We start from the raw sequence: 19,181 nt of genomic DNA, 5'->3' as shown, positions 1-19,181 counted from the left end.
CCCCTTGGTTGTGGTGGGGGGGGGCGCGGTTACTCTTCCCCGGGGGGGATCTGCACCCGCGCCCTTAATCCCGCCCCCACATTCCACCCCGCGCCCCCCCCGCGGGGCCCGGGGGGGCGCCGCGACGTGGGCCACGACACATCGGGCGGCGGTCAGTCGCCGTCGTGCCCCGCCGGGCGCCCGTCGACCTGGCGGAACGTCGTGCCGTCGTCGAGGGCGAGGACGCCCGCGAACCGGAGCAGGTCGGGCAGCGTCGTGATCATCTTCCCGCCGTCGATCCGCACCCCCTGCGCCGGGGTCCAGCCCGCGCTGAGGAACGAGTCGCCGTCGGCCTTCAGCAGGTAGACGAAGGTCTCGCACAGGATGCGGCTGCCGACGTCCCCGAGGAAGTTGCCGTTCCCCTGGACCTCCGCCTCCTTGAGCACGTAGTACCACAGCGGCGTGCCGTCGAGCTCCGCCAGGGCGTCCTCGACGTCCTGGGCGGCGCCGCGGGAGAGCTGCTCGGGGGTCAGCGCGGGCACGTGCAGCGCCCGGGCCACCGCCTCCCCCGTGGGCAGGGACAGCCAGTACCCGCGCAGCAGGTTGCGCTGCGCGAGCTGCTTCAGCAGGGCGCCCACCCCGGCACCCAGGTCCGGGTCGTTGCCCTCGTTGCGCATCGTCGCCAGCCCGGCCGCGAGGAACGGGTCGATCTTCGCCGCCGAGCGGCGACGGTCGGGGTCGCCCTTGTCGACGAACCGGGACCAGTCGATCGGCCAGTTGGACGGCAGCACCTCGCCGGGGGGCGCGCCCGTCGGGACGAGGCCGCCACCGCCGGTGAACTCGAACAGCTGCACCAGGCTCGCGAACGCGGACCGGGGCGGCGCGGCCGGGGGCACGACCTTGCCGAAGTTGAGGTTGAAGTCGTAGCCGCCCCGCACCATCGAGTGCCCGAACCGGAACGCCGCGACCGCGAACTCCAGCGGCATCGCGACCGTGCGCCGCGGCCGGAACAGCAGCGACGGCTCCACGAGGACCTCGTCGAGCACGCCCGGCTTGGTCAGCGTGCGGAGGTAGTCGTGCACGACGAGCCACTGGTAGTGGTGCTGCGTGAGGCGCTGCGCGCGGTCGAAGACCGCCCGGTCGTCCACCGTGAGCCACGGCTCGGTGCGCCGGACCCAGTCGACGACGGCGTTGTGGAACCGGACGAACGCCAGGTGGAGCTGGGCGACGACGAGGTTCTCGTCGTTGCGGCCGTCCGGGATCTTCGCGGACCCCGGCGCCGGACGGTCCGCCGCGGGGACGGGCAGCGCCGCGACCTCGGCCGCGGAGAACCGGGGCAGGTCGCGCTGCGGGTCGTCGCCGGGCGCCACGAGCTCGAACCCCGGCACGGGCGACGTCGCCACCCGCCCGAGGGCGAGCTTGGCCGGGTCGTTCGTCGCGTAGGCCGCCTCGCTGCGCGTGGTCCGGCGCCCGGGCTCCCCGGGGAACCGGGGCCCGCTGCCGTACAGGCTGTCGAGGTTGAGGTACGGGTGGCGGCCGTTGTGCAGGCTGCGCACCACGACCTCCGGCGGGAACGCCGTGAACGGGTCGGCCACGATGTCGCCGAGCGCGAGGTCGCCCGGCCGCGGCCGCTCCCCCGGCTCCGGCGGCCCGTCCGGGCCGTTGGTGTGGAGGGTGATGTCGTGGTCGATGAACTGGCCCCAGTAGGTGTAGGCCGCGGGGACCGTGGAGTCCAGCGCCGGGTTCGGCGGGCCTGCCGGCTCGATCATCGCCGCGCCGAGCTTCTTCAGGGACGCGACGACCGCGGTGACGGTCGGGTTCGCGATCGGGCCGTCCGGCGGGGCCCCGCCCCCGGTCACCGGCAGGTGCCCGTCGGGGAACCGGCCCCGCAGGTCGCGGAACAGGTAGTCGAACGACGTCGTCGCCTCGAACCGGTCCTCGACGAGGTCGCGCAGGACCGCCAGCTCCGTCTCGTGGAGCAGGGGCGCGGGCGACGACCCCGGGTCGGGGTCGGGCTGCGGGCGGGGTCGGGGGTGCGGCCGGACCTGGCCGCCGTGGCGCACGCTGCGCACCGTGCGGCCGACCGGGTCGGAGTGGACGTCGTGCCCGGGATCGGGCGTGTGCTGCGCGGTGGTCTCCTGAGCCGTCATGGCTCTGCCCCTCTCGAAGGCACGGGCGCCGGACGCGCGCGGCCCGGCGCAGGGCGCGTCCCGGGCCGCCGAGGGAGGCGGCCCGGGACCGCGCGCTGCGACGACGCGGCACCGCCGTGGATCAGGGAGGGCGGTGCCCGCGCCGCGACGGGGACGCGGGATCTCCCGGGTCCCACGGCCGGGCGTCGCCCGGTCCGTCACGCCAGGAAGGAGGCGGCCCCGCGGCGACCGTGACGTGCGGCGGCGACTTTCACCCGCCGCCCGTGAGGCCGGCCGGGCGAGCCCGCGTCAGCGCAGGATCTCGCGCGCCCGCGCGACGTCCGCGTGCATCTGCTCGATCAGCGGCTCGATGCCCTCGAAGCGGAGGGTCGGCCGCAGCCGCTCGACCAGCTCGAGCACCACCGTCTCGCCGTAGAGGTCCAGGTCGTCGCGGTCGAGGACGTACGCCTCGACACGGCGCTCCACGCCGTCGAACGTCGGGTTGGTGCCCACGGAGATCGCGGCCGGCAGGTCGGCGTCCGGGTCCGACGGGTCCGTGGCGGCGAGCTGCGGGCGCAGGAGCCGGCCCGCGTAGACGCCGTCGGCGGGCACCATGCCCTCCGCGTGACCGAGGTTCGCCGTCGGGAAGCCGAGCTCGCGGCCGCGGGCGTCGCCGTGCACGACGGTGCCGCGCACGCGGTGCGGCCGCCCGAGCACCTCGGCCGCCTGCGCCACGTCCCCCTCCGCCAGCAGCGCGCGGGCGGCCGACGACGACCAGCGCTCGCCGGCCCCGGCGCTGCCGGGCGCGCACTCGCCGACGTCGTCGACCGCGACGACCTCGAAGCCGTGGGTGCCGCCGAGCTCCACCATCGTGGCGAGCGTGCCGGCGTTGCCCTTGCCGAACCGCACGTCGTGGCCCACGACGACCGTGCGCGCGCCGAGCCCCTCGACGAGGAAGCGGGTGACGAACTCCTCGGGGGTGAGCGCGGCGAGGTCGAGCGTGTACGGCACGACGAGGACGGCGTCCAGGCCGGTGCGGCCGAGCAGGTCCAGCCGGTCGCTGAGGCCGGTCAGCAGCTCGGGCGCCGTCTCCGGACGGTGCACCCGCGAGGGGTGCGGGTCGAAGGTGAGCGCCACCGCGAGCCGGTCGTCGGCGCGGGCCAGGCCCACCAGCCGGCCCAGCACGGTCTGGTGGCCGCGGTGGACGCCGTCGAAGTTGCCGATCGTGACGACCGACGGGCCGAACCCGTCGGGGACCTGGTCCAGGTCCGTGAACACCTGCACGCGTCGCGCTCCGTCTCGTCGAGGTCGGCTGCCGGCGCCCGCTCCGGGCGCCAGCCGTCAAGGATACGACGAGGTCGCGGACGGGCTCGCCGGGTCAGCGCGGCAGGACGGCCGCCGCGGCGGCGAGGTAGCGCTCGGCGTCGAAGTCGTCGAGCATGGCCCGCTGCATGAGGAACCCCTGCCCGAGCCCGAGCATCACGGGCAGGAGCAGGTCGGCGGCGGCGTCGGGCCCGTCGGGCGCCAGGTCGGGGCGCGTGGCGTACCAGGCGCGCAGCGCGTCCCGGAGCACGCCCTTGAGGATGGCCACCACCTCCTGGACCACGTCGTGGATCACCTCGTCGACGGTGGACTCCGCCCACAGCTGCACGAGGACGCGCCCGTCCGAGAGGTCGCGCGCCATGCCCCCGGTGAGGATGGTCAGCACGTCGAGCGGCGGCGGCGGCGACCCGTCCCGCGACGCGCCCCCGATCTCGGTGCCGCGCCGGGAGAGCACCTCCTGCGCGACGGCGGCGAACAGCGCCTGCTTGCCGTCGTAGTGGCCGTAGATCGCCCCGGCGGACAGGCCGGACTCGGCCACGACGTCGGAGATGGAGGCGCGCTGGTACCCCTTGGCGGTGAACACCCGGAGGGCCGCGGCCCGGATCTGCGCGCGCCGCGCCTCGCGGTGCGCCTCGGTCACTCGTGGCATCGGACCCCTTCCCGAGGGCGCTGGCGGACGGTTGACAAGTCTAGGGACCCCGGAGCAGTCTTTCCATAAAGAACGAACATTCGTTTTTGATACCACGCACCCCCGGAGCCCGCCATGTCGTCGACCACCGACGCCCCCGCCGCACCTCCCGCCGTCCCGCCGCGCCCGGTCCCGCACACCCCGTGGGGTCGCGTCGTGGCCCTCGGGCTCGGCGTCGCCGCCGTCGTGGGGGTGCTCGTGCTCGCCTTCTCCTGGCCGGCCGTGACGGCCGAGCCGAAGGACCTTCCCGTCGCGGTCGCCGGCCCGCCGCAGGCCGTCGCGGCCCTCGGCGCCACGCTCGACGACGCGCAGCCCGGCGCCGTCGACCTCGTCCCGGTCGCGGACCGTGCCGCCGCGGTCGCCGCCGTCGAGTCCCGCGACGCCTACGGCGCGATCGTGCTCGGCGCCTCGCCGGAGGTGCTGACCGCCTCGGCCGCGAGCACCGTGACGACCCAGCTCCTCACCACCGCGGCAGGACAGCTGCAGGCCGGTCTCACGCAGCAGGCGCTCGCCTCCGGCGCCGACGCGTCCGCGGTGCCCACGGTCGCCGTGACCGACGTCGTGCCCCTGTCCTCCGACGACCCGCGCGGCGCCGGCCTGACCGCGGCGATGTTCCCCCTGCTCCTCGGCGGGATGGTCGGCGGGATCGCGATCTCGCTGCTCGTCGTGGGCGCGCTGCGCCGGGTGCTCGCCGTGGCCGTGTACGCCGCGGCCGGCGGCGTCGTGCTCGTCGCGGTGCTGCAGTCGTGGTTCGGCGCGCTGCAGGGCGACTGGTGGACCAACGCCGGGGCCGCCGCGCTCGCCCTCGCCGCCGTCGCGGCGCCGATCACCGGGTTCGTGGCGCTGCTGGGCCGGGCCGGGATCGCCCTCGGCGCGGTGACGATGATGCTGGTCGCCAACCCGATCTCCGGCGCCACCATGCCGCCCGAGTTCCTCCCGTGGCACTGGGGCGCGATCGGCCAGTGGTTCCCGCCGGGCGCGGGCGCGACCCTGCTGCGCGACCTGTCCTACTTCCCGGCCGCAGACGCCGGGCGCGCCTGGCTCGCCCTCGGGCTCTGGGCGGGGGTGGGCGTCCTGCTGTCGCTGGTGGGGCACCTGCGCACCGCGGGCGGCGTCGAGCCCGACGCCGAGGCCGCCCGTGACGAGGCGCTGGAGCACGCCGCCCGCCGCGGCGAGCCGGCCCTGCAGGGCTGACCCGGGCGGCCGGCCGGCCCGTCCCGCCCGGTCAGCCGCCCGCCGGGGCGAGGACGAGCACCGGCTTCGCCAGCGCCTCGCCCCGGCGGCGCGTGTCCTCCAGCAGCGCGACCAGCACGCCGTCGGGGCCGATCGCCGCGACCGTGCCGCGCTCCCCGCTGGCCGGCACCCACTGCCCGTACCCGAGCGCACGCGCCTCCTCGGCGGTGAGCTCGCGCACCGGGAACGTCGCGCGGGCCGCGTCCGCGAGCGGCAGCGTGGCGAGGACGCCGTCGGCGTCCGCCTGCGCCTCCAGCTCCTCCAGGGTGCTCGCGCCCGCCAGGTCGTAGCCGCCCACCCGGGTGCGCCGCAGCGCCGTGAGGTGGCCGCCCGTGCCGAGCGCGGCGCCGAGGTCGCGCGCCAGCGCACGCACGTAGGTCCCCGAGGACACGACCACCGCGACGTCGACATCGAGCACGGCGACCCCGTCGGGCGTCGTCCCCGGCCGCGAACCGAGCACGTCGAAGCGGCTCACGGTGACCGGCCGGGCCTCCAGGACGACGTCCTCCCCCGCGCGGGCGCGGGCGTACGCCCGCTTGCCGTCCACCTTGATCGCGCTCACCGTCGTGGGCACCTGCCGGATGTCGCCGGTCAGGGCCGCGACCTCCCGCGCGAGGTCCGTGGCGTCGACGCCGTCGCCCACGCCGGCCGCGGCGGTCACCTCGCCCTCCGCGTCGTCCGTCGTGGTCACGACGCCGAGGCGGATCGTCGCGTCGTACGCCTTGTCGGCGCCGACCACGTAGGTGAGCAGCTTCGTCGCCCGCCCCACCCCCACGACGAGCACCCCCGTCGCCATGGGGTCGAGCGTGCCGGCGTGGCCCACCTTGCGCGTGCCGGCCAGCCGGCGGCAGCGCCCCACCACGTCGTGGCTGGTCCATCCCGCGGGCTTGTCGACGACGAGGAACCCGTCGGGCGCCGTCGGGCGGCGGGGCGGCGCGGTGCGGGGGGCTGCGGTCATGGGTGCTCCGGTGTCGTCGTGGGTCAGGAGGGGCGGCTCGCGTCGAGCTGCGCCCTGGTGAGGACGGGCCGGACCTCGAGCCCGAGGTCCGCGAGCGGGTCGGTCCCGGCCGGGCTGCGGTCGATCGCGCACAGCACCGTCTCGACGACGGCGCCCTCGGCCCGCAGGGCGAGCGTGGCGTCGCGGACCGCGCCCCCGGTCGTGATCACGTCCTCGACCAGCACCACGCGGCGGCCGGCCACGGGAGGCCCCTCGACCTGCTTCGCCGTGCCGTAGCGCTTGGCCTCCTTGCGCACGAACAGCGCCGGGTGACCCGTGGTCGCGCTGAGCACGGTCGCCAGGGGCACGCCGCCCAGCTCGAGGCCGCCGAGCAGGTCGGTCCCGGCCGGGACCAGCGGCACCATCTGCACCGCGACCCGCGCGAGGAGCGCCGGGTCCGTCTCGAACAGGTACTTGTCGAAGTACTCGCCGGCGACCTGGCCGCTGCGCAGGGTGAACGACCCGGTGAGCCGGCAGGCCCGGTCGATGTCGCGGGCGAGGTCGGTGTCGGGGGCGGTCATGGCCCCCATCCTCGCGCACGACGCCGACCGGGCCCGCCGGTCAGGACCGCCGGGTCAGGCCTCGGCGTCCTCGTCGTCCTCGTGCGGCTTGCGGTACGGGTCCGACTCGCCGGCGAACTGCTTGCCCTCGCGCAGGGCGGCGAGCTCGGCGTCCCGCCGCTGCGCCTCCAGGAGCGCGGCGTCCAGGTGCGCGGCGTTCTCCGGCATCGAGTCCAGGAAGAACTCGATCGTGGGCGTGAGCCGCACCCCGGTCTGCTTGCCGACCTCGGAGCGGATCATCCCCTTGGCGCTCTCCAGCGCCGCGCCGGTCCCCGCGCGCTCCTCGTCGGTACCGAGCACCGTGTAGAACACCGAGGCGTTCTGCAGGTCGCCCGTGACACGGACGTCGGTCACCGTCACGAACCCGAGGCGCGGGTCCTTGATCCGGGTGTCGAGCAGCTGCGCGACGATCTCCTTGATGCGGTCCGCGAGCTTGCGGGCGCGCGGGTTCTCGGGCCTGTCGGCCTTACCGGGCATACGTGTGTCTCCCTCTCTCGACGCCGACGGCGCCCCTCCCGACCCGCTCGTTCTCGAGGCGGGGCGGGTGGGGCGCCGTCGGGCTGTACCTTGCGGCGCGACCGTCAGGCGCGCGGCTTCTCGCGCATCTCGAAGGTCTCGATGATGTCACCCTCGGTGACGTCGTTGAACGACCCCAGGCCGATACCGCACTCGAAGCCCTCGCGGACCTCGGTGACGTCGTCCTTCTCGCGGCGCAGCGACTCGATCGACAGGTCGTCCCCGACGATCTTGCCGTTCCGCAGGACGCGCGCCTTGGTGTTCCGGCGGATGGTGCCGGAGCGGACGATCGAACCCGCGATGTTGCCGAACTTCGAGGAGCGGAAGACCTGACGGATCTCCGCGGTGCCCAGCTGGGCCTCCTCGTACTCCGGCTTGAGCATGCCCTTGAGCGCAGCCTCGACGTCGTCGATCGCCTGGTAGATGACCGAGTAGAACTTGACCTCGACGCCCTCGCGCTCCGCGAGGTCCTCGACGCGCTCACCGAACTTCACGTTGAAGCCGATGATGATCGCGTTGTCGACCGTGGCCAGGTTGACGTCGTTCTGCGTGATCGCACCGACACCGCGGTGGATGACGCGCAGCTCGACCTCGTCGCCGACGTCGATCTTGAGCAGCGCGTCCTCCAGCGCCTCGACGGCACCGGACACGTCGCCCTTGAGGACCAGGTTGAGGGTCTCGACCTTGCCCTGCTCGAGCGCCTTGGTGAAGTCCTCGAGGCTGATGCGCTTGCGGCGCTTGGCCAGGAGGGCGGCACGCTCGGCGGCCTCACGCTTCTCGGCGATCTGACGCGCGGTGCGCTCGTCGGGCGCCACCAGGAAGGTGTCGCCGGCGCTCGGCACCGACGCGAGGCCGAGCACGAGGACCGGACGCGCCGGGCCCGCCTCGGTCACGGCGTTGCCGTGCTCGTCGAACATGGCGCGCACGCGGCCGTGGGCCGTGCCCGCGACGATCGCGTCGCCCACCTGCAGCGTGCCCGACTGGACCAGGACGGTCGCGACGGCGCCGCGGCCCTTGTCGAGGTTGGCCTCGATGGCCACGCCTCGGGCGTCCTTGTCCGGGTTCGCCCGCAGGTCCAGGGAGGCGTCCGCCGTGAGGAGGACGGCCTCGAGGAGCTGGTCGATGCCCTGGTTCTGCTTCGCGGAGACGTCGACGAACATCGTGTCGCCGCCGTACTCCTCGGCCACCAGGTTGTACTCGGTGAGCTGCTGGCGGATCTTGTCGGGGTTGGCCCCCTCCTTGTCCACCTTGTTCACCGCGACCACGATCGGCACGTTGGCCGCCTGGGCGTGGTTGAGCGCCTCCACCGTCTGCGGCATGACGCCGTCGTCGGCGGCGACCACGAGGATCGCGATGTCCGTCACCTGGGCACCACGGGCACGCATGGCGGTGAACGCCTCGTGACCCGGGGTGTCGATGAAGGTGATCGGGCGGTCGACGCCCTCGTGCTCACGACGCACCTGGTACGCACCGATGTGCTGGGTGATGCCGCCGGCCTCGCCGGAGACGACGTCGGTCTGGCGGATCGCGTCGAGAAGACGCGTCTTGCCGTGGTCGACGTGGCCCATGACGGTGACGACGGGCGGACGAGCCGCGAGGTCCTCGTCGGACTCGCCCTCGAGCTCGGCGTCGAGGTCGATGTCGAAGGCCCCGAGCAGCTCGCGGTCCTCCTCCTCGGCCGACACCATCTCGATGACGTAGCCCAGCTCGTTCGCGAGCGTGCCGAACGTGTCCTCGTCGAGCGACTGCGTCGCGGTGGCCATCTCACCGAGGTGGAACAGCACCGTGACCAGGCTGGCGGGGTTCGCGTCGATCTTGTCCGCGAAGTCGTTCAGCGACGAGCCGTGCCGCAGGCGGACGACGGTCGAGCCGTTGCCGCGGGGCACCTGCACGCCGCCGAGCGACGGCGCCTGCATCTGCTCGAACTCCTGGCGCTTCGCCCGCTTCGACTTCCGCCCACGGACGGGACGGCCACCTGCGCGGCCGAACGCACCCTGGGTGGCGCCACGACCGGCGCCACCGCGCCCGCCGGGACGGCCGGCGAAGCCGCCACCGCCACCGGGACGGAAGCCGCCGCCGCCACCGGCACCACCGGGGCCGCCGCCACGGCCGCCGCCGCCACGGCCGCCGCCCGCGGGCGCCGGACGCTCACCGGGGCGCGGCATCGAGGTCTTGCCCGGCATCATGCCGGGGTTCGGGCGCGGGCCGCCGGGGCGCGGCGCCGCGGGACGCGGGCCACCCGGACGGGGACCACCCGGACGGGGACCGCCCGGGCGCTCGCCCGAGCGCTCCGCCGCCGCGGCGTCGCCGCCGCGGTCGGGGCGCTGGCCGGGACGGGGCATGCCCTGGCTGGACGCGAACGGGTTGTTGCCCGGGCGCGGGCCACCGCCGCCGCCGGGGCGCTGCCCCTGACGGGGCATGCCCTGGCTCGAGGCGAACGGGTTGTTGCCCGGGCGGGGCGCGCGACCGCCCTTGCCACCGTCACGGCCACCATCACGGCCACCGTCACGACCGCCGTCGCGCTGCTCGCGCGCGGCAGGTGCCGGCTTGGGGGCCGCGGGGCGCGGGCCGGGCGTCGGGGCGCCGGGACGGGCGCCGGCGGGCTTCGCCGGGGCCTCCTCCGCGGGCGCCGCAGATGCGGCGGGCGCTGCGGGCGCTGCGTCCGCCACCGGGGCGGCGGGCGCCTCGGCTGCGGGCGCGGGGGCTGCCTTGGGGGCGGGCCTGGGGGCGGGCTTCGACGGCGCGGCCTTCTGCTCGGCGCGCGGCGCCGCAGCCTGGGGCTCGGCGGCCTTCGCGCCCGAGGACGCGGGGGCCGCGTCCTTGTACTTGGTGCGCATCGCTCGCTCGACCGGTGCCTCGAGCGTCGAGGACGCCGACCGGACGAACTCGCCCGCCGACTTCAGGTCGGCGAGCAGGGTCTTGCTCTCCACCCCGAGCTGCTTGGCCAGCTCGTGAACGCGGATCTTCGCCACAACTCTCCTGTCTCGGCCCTCCTGCGAGACAGGGAGGACCGTCGTTAGTACTGAGTACTCATCGCACGGAACTCATCGGGTGCCCATCGGCTTCTGACCCGCTTCCTTGTCGACTTCGATGGATGCGGCCGAGCGTGCTCGGTCGCGACGGCCCGGCCGCCTGGGGCGGCGCGTGCCGGAGGGACTCAACGTTCCAGCTGCTCCAGATGATCCCGGACGCCGGAGAGGTCGAGGGGACCCGTGACGCGCAGCGCGCGCGGCACGGCCCGACGACGCTCGGCGAGCGCCAGGCAGGCGGACGTCGGATGGATCCAGGCGCCACGCCCCGGAAGACACCCTCGCACGTCGGCCACGAGGCGTTCCTCGCGTCCCGACGTCTCGAGCGCCAACCGCAGGAGAGCGGACCGCTGGTCACGCTCCCGGCACCCGACGCACGTGCGCACCGGCCCGGTGCGATCCGGGATGGTCCGTGGGGAGGTCGAGGGCTGGGCGCGTGGCCCGGTCCCCGACAGTCTAGCGCGACCGCCCACGTGCCGTGACCGGCCTCAGCCCTCGGCCCCGCGGGAGACCGCGGCGCCACCTGCGGCGTCACCGGTCGCGTCCTCGCCGGGGGCCGCGGCCTCGTCGGAGCGGATGTCGATCCGCCAGCCCGTCAGCTTCGCGGCCAGACGGGCGTTCTGCCCCTCCTTGCCGATCGCGAGCGACAGCTGGTAGTCCGGCACGACGGCGCGCGCGGCCTTGGCGTCCGCGTCGACCACGGTGACAGAGGTCACACGCGCCGGCGACAGCGCGTTGGCCACGAAGCGGGCCGGGTCGTCGCTGTGGTCGACGATGTCGATCTTCTCGCCGTGCAGCTCCGCCATCACGGCGCGCACCCGCGCGCCCATCGGGCCGATGCAGGCGCCCTTGGCGTTGAGCCCCGCCACCTTGGAGCGCACCGCGACCTTGGAGCGGTGCCCGGCCTCGCGGGCGATGGCGGTGATCTCCACCGCGCCGTCCGCGATCTCCGGCACCTCGAGCTCGAAGAGCTTGCGCACGAGGCCCGGGTGGGTGCGGCTGAGCACGACCTGCGCGCCCTTCATCCCGCGGGAGACCTCCACGACGTAGGCGCGCAGGCGCTCGCCGTGCACGTACTCCTCGGTCGGGACCTGCTCGTGCGGGGGCAGCACGGCCTCGGTGCCGCCGACGTCCACGAGCACGACCCGCGGGTCGCGGCCCTGCTGGATGACGCCGGCGAGGACCTCGCCCTCCTTGCCGCGGAACATGCCGAGCACCTGGTCGTCCTCGGCGTCGCGCAGGCGCTGCACGATGACCTGGCGGGCGGTGGCCGTGGCGATGCGGCCGAAGTCGGCCGGCGTGTGGTCGAACTCCGGGCCCAGCTCGATCGTGGGCCGCGCGTCGGGGTCCTCGGGGTCCGGCGTGCGGATCTCCTCGCGCGCCCACACCGTGACGTGGCCCGACTTGCGGTCCACCTCGACGCGCGCGTGCTGGTAGGCGTCGGGCGTGCGGTGGTAGGCCGACAGCAGCGCCTGCTCGATCGCGGCCACGAGGACGTCGAGACTGATGTCCCGCTCCCGCTCCAGCAGCCGGAGCGTGCTCATGTCGATGTCCATCGTCAGCCCTTCTCGTGACGGGCGTCGCCCGTGGTGTCGTCCTGCGGGGCGTCGCCCGCGTCAGTCTGGTCCTCGTCGAGACGCTTGAGCTCGACCTCGATCTTCCCCTTGCGCACGTCGGCGACGGGCAGGCGGGTGCCGTCGTCCAGGACGAGCCACGCTCCGCGGTCGGCGGCCTCGCCGTCCGCGCCGGCGTCGCCCGCGTCCTCGACGCCGGTCAGGCGGCCCTCCGCCGTACCGCCGTCGCGCAGCCGGAGCGTGACGAGGCGGCCGCGGGCGCGCTTGAAGTGGCGCAGCTCCGTCAGCGGCCGCGACGTCCCGGGGGTGGAGGTCTCCAGCGTGTACGCGCCCGGCACGACGTCGTCGGCGTCCAGCGCCGCGGAGATCGCGCGAGCCACCTCGCCGAGGGTGTCGGAGTCGAGGCTGCCCAGCGCGTCCTCGGGGAGGTCCACCGTGACGCGGACGACCGACTTCGCGCCGGCCTGCGTCACGACGACGTCCTCCAGGTACAGGTCTGCCGCCTCGACCGCGGGGGTCACGACCCTCCGCACCGCCTCGGCCTTCGACCCGGCCGCCGTCGTACGGCCGTGCTGCGCTGCCATCGCTGCCTCCCGTGGGTCACGTCGTTCTGCCGTGTGCTCCCGCGCCGGGACGTCCCGCGGCCGGTGTGTCGTTGTGTGCAGCGTCCAGCGTAACGAACGACCGGCCCCGTTCGCGCCGCGCGGCGTGCCGGGCCGCACGGAGGAACGTCACACCGACGCCCCCGCGCGCGTGGCATCATCGGCATCGATGGAACCGCTGCCCGCCCCCGCCCGGCCTTCCGCCCCCGCCGAGGCCGGGGTCGCCGTCCGCCGCCGCCCCCGGGCGGCCGCCGCCGGGGCGGTCCTGCTGGTCGGCCTGCTGGCCGGGTGCGGCGTGCGGCTGGAGGCGCCGCCGGCCGCCGAGCCGGTCCCCGACGCCCACGAGGTGGTGCGGCGCACCGCCGTCTCGGACGCGCTGCTCGTGGCCGACGGCGCGGAGGTCGCCCTCGAGGAGGTGCCCGCCGACCGGAAGCGCCTCGTCGACGAGCTCACCCGGATCGTGGCCGACTCCCGCGCGCAGGCCGAGGCGCTGGGCGGCGAGTACGAGTCCGGCCTCGCGAGCGGCGAGCCGACCGGTGCGCAGTCCTCCGCCTGGGACAAGGCCGACCCCGCCGACGTGGTCAAGGCGCTGGAGGACGCCGCCGCGCGCTCGCGCACCGCGGCCGGCACCACGACCGACGGCCCGCTGGCGCGGCTGGTCGCCTCCGTCGGGGCCGCGCAGACGGTCTCCGCCCAGCGGCTCGCGGCGCTGGCCCGCGTCGACGGGCCGGACGTCGTCGTGCCCGAGGTCCCCGCCCCGACCGGGTCGGGACGCGCGGCCGAGGAGGCGTCGGGCTCCCCCTCCCCGAGCGGCTCGGACGACGGGGACACCGCGGAGCAGGAGGAGGAGACCCGCGACGCCACCGTGCCCGAGGGCCTCACCGCGCACGACCTGAGCACGCTGGTGGTGTCCGAGGACGCCACGCGCTACGCCCTGCAGCTGCGCGCGGCGATCGGCTCCGGCGACCGTCGCGAACGGCTGCTGGAGCGCGTGGCCCAGCACGCCGAGCGCGCCGACGGGTGGGCCGCCGTCGCCGGCACCCAGGCGACGGCGCAGGACCCCCGCCGCGCCGCGTACGCCGTCCCCCGGGTCGCCGACCTCGGCGACAAGGGCCTGGTGCTCGACCTCGAGAACGACCTCGCCACCGACTACGCGACGCTCGTCGGCACCACGACCGCCGGTACGCGCTCCGTGCTGGTGGACCTGCTGGTCGACTCGGCCGTCGCGCTCGACGACTGGGGCGCGACGCCCGTGCCGTTCCCCGGCCTGCCGGAGCAGGCCGGGGACTGACCCGGGCCGCGAGCCCCGGGCTACCGGTCGAGCAGCTCCGCGACCTTCGCGGTCACGACCTGCGCGGCGTCCGCCACGGCCACCTGCTCCGACGCACCGGCGCGGGGGCGCACCTCGACGAGGCCGTCGGCCAGCCCGCGGCCGACCACCACGATCAGCGGGACGCCGAACAGCTCCGCGTCGGCGAACTTCACGCCCGGCGACACCTTGGGGCGGTCGTCGTAGATCACCTCGACGCCGGCGTCGGACAGCTCGGTGGCGAGCTTCTCCGCGGCGTCGAACACCTCGGTGCCCTTGCCCGTCGCGACGACGTGCACGTGGGCCGGGGCCACCTGGATCGGCCAGGCGAGGCCCTTCTCGTCGTGGTTGCCCTCGGCGATCGCGGCGACCGCGCGGGTCACGCCGACGCCGTAGGACCCCATGGTCACGGTGACGGCCTTGCCGTTCTCGTCCAGCACCTTGAGGTCGAGCGCCTCGGCGAACTTGCGGCCGAGCTGGAACACGTGGCCCATCTCGATGCCGCGCGCCGTCTCGAGGGTCCCGTCGCCGTTCGGGCAGGGGTCGCCGGGCCGGACCTCCGCCACCTCGATCGTGCCGTCCGCCGTGAAGTCCCGGCCCGCGACGAGGTCGATGACGTGCTTGCCGGGCTCGTTCGCGCCGGTGACCCAGCGCGTGCCGGCGACGACACGCGGGTCCAGGAGGTAGCGGACCTTCGACGGGCTCTCCTCGCCGAGGGCCCCGGGCCCGATGTAGCCCTTGACCAGCTCCGGGCGGGCGGCGAAGTCCTCCTCGCCGAACGGGGTGAACTCCGCCGGGTAGAAGGCGGCCTCCATCCGCTTGACGTCCACCTCGCGGTCGCCGGGGACGCCGATGGCGACGGCCTCGACGCTGCCGTCCGGGTGCTGCAGCCGGAACAGCACGTTCTTCAGCGTGTCGCCCGCCTGCCACGGCCGGTCGTCGCGGCCGAAGCGCTCGTTGAGGACGCCGACGAGGGACTCGATGGTCGGCGTGTCGGGGGTGTCCTCGGCGTGGGCGGCCGGGGCGTCGTCCCACGGCACCGGGTCGGGGACGGGGGCGTGCGCGGCCTCGACGTTGGCGGCGTACCCGCAGGCGGCGCACTCCACGTAGGTGTCCTCGCCGATCGGCGACTTGGCGAGGAACTCCTCCGACTTGGAGCCTCCCATCGCGCCGGCGTGCGCCGAGACGATCACGTACTCGAAGCCGAACCGGTCGAACATCCGCTGGTAGGCGGCACGGTGCCGGGCGTAGCTCGCGTCGAGCCCGGCGTCGTCGACGTCGAACGAGTACGAGTCCTTCATGATGAACTCGCGCCCGCGGATGAGGCCGGCCCGGGGGCGCGCCTCGTCGCGGTACTTCGTCTGGACCTGGTACAGCGCCAGGGGCAGGTCCTTGTACGAGGAGTACAGGTCCTTGACCAGCAGGGTGAACATCTCCTCGTGCGTGGGCGCGAGGAGGTAGTCGGCCTCCTTGCGGTCCTTCAGGCGGAAGATGTTGGGGCCGTACTCGGTCCAGCGCCCGGTGGCCTCGTACGGCTCGCGCGGCAGCAGCGCCGGGAAGTGCACCTCCTGCGCTCCGATCGCGTCCATCTCCTCGCGGACGACGGCCTCGACCTTCGCCAGCACGCGGAGGCCGAGCGGGAGCCACGTGTAGATGCCGGGGGCGGCGCGGCGGATGTAGCCGGCGCGCACGAGCAGCCGGTGGCTCGCGACCTCGGCGTCGGCCGGGTCCTCGCGCAGGGTGCGGACGAAGAGCTGGGACAGGCGGAGCAGGTCGCCCTGGGGTTGGCGGGCGGACACGATCGACATGGGGGCCAGCCTAACGGCGCGGCGGGCCTCCCCCGGCCGGTGCCTCCGCCGCACGTCCGGCCGCACCTCTGGTCACATCTCTGGTCGCGGTCGCGCCGTGCTGGCAGCATGGCGGCATGCCCGAGCTTCCCGAGGTGCAGGCGCTGGCGGGGTTCCTCGACGCCCGGACGTCCGGCCGGCGGATCGTCGCCGCCGACGTCGCCGCGATCGCCGCGCTGAAGACCTTCGACCCGCCCGTGAGCGCGCTCGTCGGGCGCGAGGTCGCGGGCGTCACCCGCCACGGCAAGTGGGTCGACCTCACCGCGGCGGGCGACGACGGCGCGATCCACCTGCTGTTCCACCTGTCGCGCGGCGGGTGGGTGCGCTGGTCCGACCAGGCGCCGACGGCGCCGGTGCGCCCCCGCATGGGCGGCTCCTCCCGCGGGCCCGCCCTGGCGCTGCGGGTGCGCCTCGACGACGGCGCGGGCTTCGACCTCACCGAGGCGGGCACCCGCAAGCGGCTCGCCGTCCACGTGGTCCGCGACCCGCAGGAGGTGGAGCAGGTCGCGACGCTCGGCGTCGACCCGCTGTCGCCGGACTTCACCGTGGCCGTGCTCGCCGCGCTCATGCGCGAGCGGAACCAGCAGGTCAAGGGCCTGCTGCGCGACCAGCGGGCGATCGCCGGCATCGGCAACGCCTACTCCGACGAGATCCTGCACGTGGCGCGGACGTCGCCGTTCAAGCTGACGCGGTCGTTCACCGAGGACGAGGTCGCCGCCCTGCACGACGCCGTCGTCACGACCGTGCGCGACGCCGTCGCCGCGTCGGCGGGCAAGCCCGCCAAGGAGCTCAAGGACGCCAAGCGTGCGGGCATGCGCGTGCACGGCCGCACGGGCGAGGCGTGCCCGGTCTGCGGCGACGTCGTGCGCGAGGTGAGCTTCGCCGACCGGTCGCTCCAGTACTGCGCCACCTGCCAGACCGGCGGGCAGGTGCTCGCCGACCGGCGGATGTCGAAGCTGCTCAAGTAGCCCCGCCTGGCGGCCCTGCCCACCGGCCGCCGTCAGCCCGCCGCGACGGCCTCCCGCGACGCGACGAAGGCGTCGACGCACGCGCGCACCTGCTCGGGCGTGTGCGCGGCGGACAGCTGCACGCGGATGCGCGCCTCGCCGCGGGGCACCACGGGGAAGCTGAACGCCGTGACGTACACGCCGCGCTCCCCCATCGCCGCGGCGACCCGGGCGGCCAGGACGGCGTCGCCGAACATCACCGGGACGATCGGGTGCTCGCCGGGCAGCAGGTCGAAGCCCGCCTCGGTCATGAGGCGGCGGAAGAGCTCCGCGTTCCTGGTGAGGTTCGCGCGCAGGTCGCCGGCGGTCTCCACGAGGTCGAGCGCCGTGAGGGTGCCCGCCACGATCATCGGCGCCAGCGTGTTGGAGAACAGGTACGGGCGGGCGCGCTGGCGCAGCAGGTCGACGATCTCGGCGTGCGCGGCGACGTAGCCGCCGGACGCGCCGCCGAGGGCCTTGCCGAACGTGCCGGTGAGGATGTCGACGCGGTCCGCCACCCCGCACAGCTCGGGGGTGCCCCGGCCGTGCTCACCCATGAACCCGACGGCGTGCGAGTCGTCGACCAGCACCAGCGCGGAGTAGCGGTCGGCGAGGTCGCAGATCTCCCGCAGCGGGGCGAGGTAGCCGTCCATCGAGAAGACACCGTCGGTGACGATCACGACGTGCCGGGCGCCGCCGTCACGGGCCGCGCGCAGCTGGTCCTCGAGGTCGGCCATGTCGCGGTTGCGGTACCGGAAGCGGGCCGCCTTCGACAGCCGGATGCCGTCGATGAGGGACGCGTGGTTGAGCGCGTCCGACACGATCGCGTCCTCGGCGCCGAACAGCGTCTCGAAGACGCCGCCGTTCGCGTCGAAGCACGACGAGAACAGGATGGCGTCGTCCGTCTCCAGGAAGCCGGCGAGGCGCCGCTCCAGCGTCCGGTGCTGGTCCTGCGTGCCGCAGATGAACCGCACGCTGGCCAGGCCGTACCCCCAGGTGTCGAGGGCGTCGCGCGCCGACGCGAGGATGCGCGGGTCGTCCGCGAGGCCGAGGTAGTTGTTGGCGCAGAAGTTGAGCAGCTCGGCGCCGTCGGCGCGGATGCGGGCGCCCTGCGGGCCCGCGATGCCGCGCTCGTGCTTCGTCAGGCCCGCGGCCTCGATCTCGGCGAGCTCGCCCGCCACGTGCTCCCGGAACGTCCCGTACATCACCACTCCGTCCAGTCCAGTACCACCTTGCCGCCGTGCGCCGAGGCCGCGGCCTCGAAGCCCTCGTGCCACCGGCTCGCGGGGAGCCGGTCCGTGACGACCGACGCGATCGCCGTGCGCAGCGTCTCGCTGGTGCGCAGCATCGCGTCCATCGCCTGCCACGTCTCGAACATCTCGCGGCCGTAGATGCCCTTGAGCGTGAGCATGTGCGTCACCACCGTGCCCCAGTCGACGGCGATCGGCCCGGCCGGGAGGCCGAGCATCGCGATCCGGCCGCCGTGGTTCATGTTCTCGATCATCTCGGGCAGCGCGCTCGGCGCGCCGCTCATCTCGAAGCCGACGTCGAAGCCCTCGCGCAGCCCCAGCTCGCGCTGCGCGTCGGCCACGCGCGCGGTGCGCACGTCGAGCGCCGCGTCCGCACCCATCGCCCGCGCCATCTCCAGGCGCGCCGGGCTCACGTCGGTGCCCACGACCAGGTGCGCGCCCGCGTGCCGCGCGACGGCGATCGCCATGAGGCCGATCGGCCCGCAGCCGGAGACGAGCACGTCCTCGCCGATCACGGGGAACGCGAGCGCCGTGTGCACCGCGTTGCCCAGGGGGTCGAAGATCGCGGCGACGTCGAGGTCGACGCCCGCGTGGTGCACCCACACGTTGGTCGCGGGCAGCACCACGTACTCGGCGAACGCGCCGTCGCGGTGCAGGCCCAGGCCCTGCGTGCGGATGCACATCTGGCGGCGGCCCGCCCGGCAGTTGCGGCACGTGCCGCACACGATGTGGCCCTCCCCGGACACGATGTCGCCCACCGCGACGTCGTGCACCAGCTCGCCGACCTCCACGACCTCGCCGACGAACTCGTGCCCGGGCACCAGCGGCGTCTTGATCGTGGACGCGGCCCAGTCGTCCCACCGCTCGATGTGCAGGTCGGTGCCGCAGATCCCGGTGCGCAGCACGCGGATCTTCACGTCCCCGATCCCGGCCTCCGGCTCCGGCCGGTCCACCAGCTCGAGGCCGGGCCCGGGGCCCGGCTTGAACAGCGCCTTCACTCAGCTCTCCTTGACACCCGTCGTCCCCCGGCCGCACGCACCCTCGCGCGCACCGTCACCGCGGGAACTGTCTCACGATTCGGACCCCCGACGGCAACTCGCGGGGGCGTCGCACCGCCGGGAGTGGTCGGACGGGCGGCGCCCGTCCGACCCCTCCCGGG

At 75.0% G+C, this 19,181-nt stretch carries 16 protein-coding genes; 3 read left to right on the top strand and 13 right to left on the bottom strand.

From position 1 onward, the window contains the following. Positions 1-152: 152 nt before the first annotated feature. The 3 genes from ACFU9A_RS10585 to ACFU9A_RS10575 all read right to left on the bottom strand — a co-directional run bounded on the left by ACFU9A_RS10585 (position 153) and on the right by ACFU9A_RS10575 (position 4,080). Positions 153-2,129: a heme peroxidase family protein gene (locus tag ACFU9A_RS10585; RefSeq protein ID WP_430575173.1), complete on the bottom strand. Its 1,977-nt coding sequence runs from the start codon at positions 2,127-2,129 to the stop codon at positions 153-155. A gap of 288 nt (positions 2,130-2,417) precedes the next feature. Further along, positions 2,418-3,392: a bifunctional riboflavin kinase/FAD synthetase gene (locus ACFU9A_RS10580; protein WP_430575172.1), complete on the bottom strand. Its 975-nt coding sequence runs from the start codon at positions 3,390-3,392 to the stop codon at positions 2,418-2,420. Between the two features lie 94 nt (positions 3,393-3,486). After that, entirely contained in the window at positions 3,487-4,080 is a 594-nt protein-coding gene (locus ACFU9A_RS10575) for a TetR/AcrR family transcriptional regulator (protein ID WP_430575171.1), read from the bottom strand. A gap of 114 nt (positions 4,081-4,194) precedes the next feature. Here ACFU9A_RS10575 and ACFU9A_RS10570 point away from each other — a divergent pair, with 114 nt between their 5' ends. After that, complete coding sequence (locus ACFU9A_RS10570; RefSeq protein ID WP_430575170.1) at positions 4,195-5,313, top strand: hypothetical protein; 1,119 nt, start codon at positions 4,195-4,197, stop codon at positions 5,311-5,313. A 31-nt stretch (positions 5,314-5,344) separates the two neighbouring features. On the opposite strand, the gene truB is transcribed toward ACFU9A_RS10570, so the two are convergent. From truB to rimP, 7 genes are all read right to left on the bottom strand, one after another. Beyond that, a complete protein-coding gene (gene truB / locus ACFU9A_RS10565) occupies positions 5,345-6,310 on the bottom strand; it encodes a tRNA pseudouridine(55) synthase TruB (RefSeq protein ID WP_430575169.1) in 966 nt (321 codons plus the stop codon). 23 nt (positions 6,311-6,333) lie between these two features. After that, a complete protein-coding gene (gene pyrE, locus ACFU9A_RS10560; protein WP_430575168.1) occupies positions 6,334-6,870 on the bottom strand; it encodes an orotate phosphoribosyltransferase in 537 nt (178 codons plus the stop codon). Positions 6,871-6,924: 54 nt separating this feature from the next. Continuing rightward, complete coding sequence (gene rbfA / locus ACFU9A_RS10555) at positions 6,925-7,386, bottom strand: 30S ribosome-binding factor RbfA (RefSeq protein ID WP_430575167.1); 462 nt, start codon at positions 7,384-7,386, stop codon at positions 6,925-6,927. Positions 7,387-7,490: 104 nt separating this feature from the next. Continuing rightward, complete coding sequence (infB, locus tag ACFU9A_RS10550) at positions 7,491-10,397, bottom strand: translation initiation factor IF-2 (RefSeq protein ID WP_430575166.1); 2,907 nt, start codon at positions 10,395-10,397, stop codon at positions 7,491-7,493. Positions 10,398-10,582: 185 nt separating this feature from the next. Then, positions 10,583-10,840, bottom strand: coding sequence for a YlxR family protein (locus ACFU9A_RS10545; protein ID WP_430575165.1), 258 nt, complete (start codon positions 10,838-10,840; stop codon positions 10,583-10,585). A gap of 102 nt (positions 10,841-10,942) precedes the next feature. Beyond that, positions 10,943-12,010, bottom strand: a complete 1,068-nt coding sequence (gene nusA / locus ACFU9A_RS10540) for a transcription termination factor NusA (RefSeq protein ID WP_430575164.1) — start codon at positions 12,008-12,010, stop codon at positions 10,943-10,945. A gap of 2 nt (positions 12,011-12,012) precedes the next feature. Then, positions 12,013-12,612: a ribosome maturation factor RimP gene (rimP, locus tag ACFU9A_RS10535; RefSeq protein ID WP_430575163.1), complete on the bottom strand. Its 600-nt coding sequence runs from the start codon at positions 12,610-12,612 to the stop codon at positions 12,013-12,015. Positions 12,613-12,799: 187 nt separating this feature from the next. Between rimP and ACFU9A_RS10530 the strand changes: the two genes are divergently transcribed. Next, positions 12,800-13,921: a DUF4439 domain-containing protein gene (locus tag ACFU9A_RS10530; protein ID WP_430575162.1), complete on the top strand. Its 1,122-nt coding sequence runs from the start codon at positions 12,800-12,802 to the stop codon at positions 13,919-13,921. Positions 13,922-13,941: 20 nt separating this feature from the next. On the opposite strand, the gene ACFU9A_RS10525 is transcribed toward ACFU9A_RS10530, so the two are convergent. Continuing rightward, a complete protein-coding gene (locus ACFU9A_RS10525) occupies positions 13,942-15,747 on the bottom strand; it encodes a proline--tRNA ligase (protein WP_430575161.1) in 1,806 nt (601 codons plus the stop codon). Positions 15,748-15,863: 116 nt separating this feature from the next. Between ACFU9A_RS10525 and ACFU9A_RS10520 the strand changes: the two genes are divergently transcribed. Then, positions 15,864-16,754, top strand: coding sequence for a DNA-formamidopyrimidine glycosylase family protein (locus ACFU9A_RS10520; protein WP_430575160.1), 891 nt, complete (start codon positions 15,864-15,866; stop codon positions 16,752-16,754). A gap of 32 nt (positions 16,755-16,786) precedes the next feature. Here ACFU9A_RS10520 and ACFU9A_RS10515 read toward each other — a convergent pair whose 3' ends face one another. Then, on the bottom strand, positions 16,787-17,977 hold the full coding sequence (locus ACFU9A_RS10515; protein ID WP_430575159.1) for a glycine C-acetyltransferase: 1,191 nt from the start codon (positions 17,975-17,977) through the stop codon (positions 16,787-16,789). Further along, entirely contained in the window at positions 17,977-19,020 is a 1,044-nt protein-coding gene (gene tdh, locus ACFU9A_RS10510; protein WP_430575158.1) for an L-threonine 3-dehydrogenase, read from the bottom strand. Before tdh ends, ACFU9A_RS10515 begins: the two co-directional genes overlap by 1 nt. Between the last annotated feature and the right edge of the window lie 161 nt (positions 19,021-19,181).

Source organism: Isoptericola sp. NPDC057653 (assembly GCF_042799955.1).
GTDB lineage: Bacteria > Actinomycetota > Actinomycetes > Actinomycetales > Cellulomonadaceae > Isoptericola.
The sequence above is the reverse complement of the archived record's forward strand: the minus strand, read 5'-3'. Positions and strand labels throughout refer to the sequence as shown.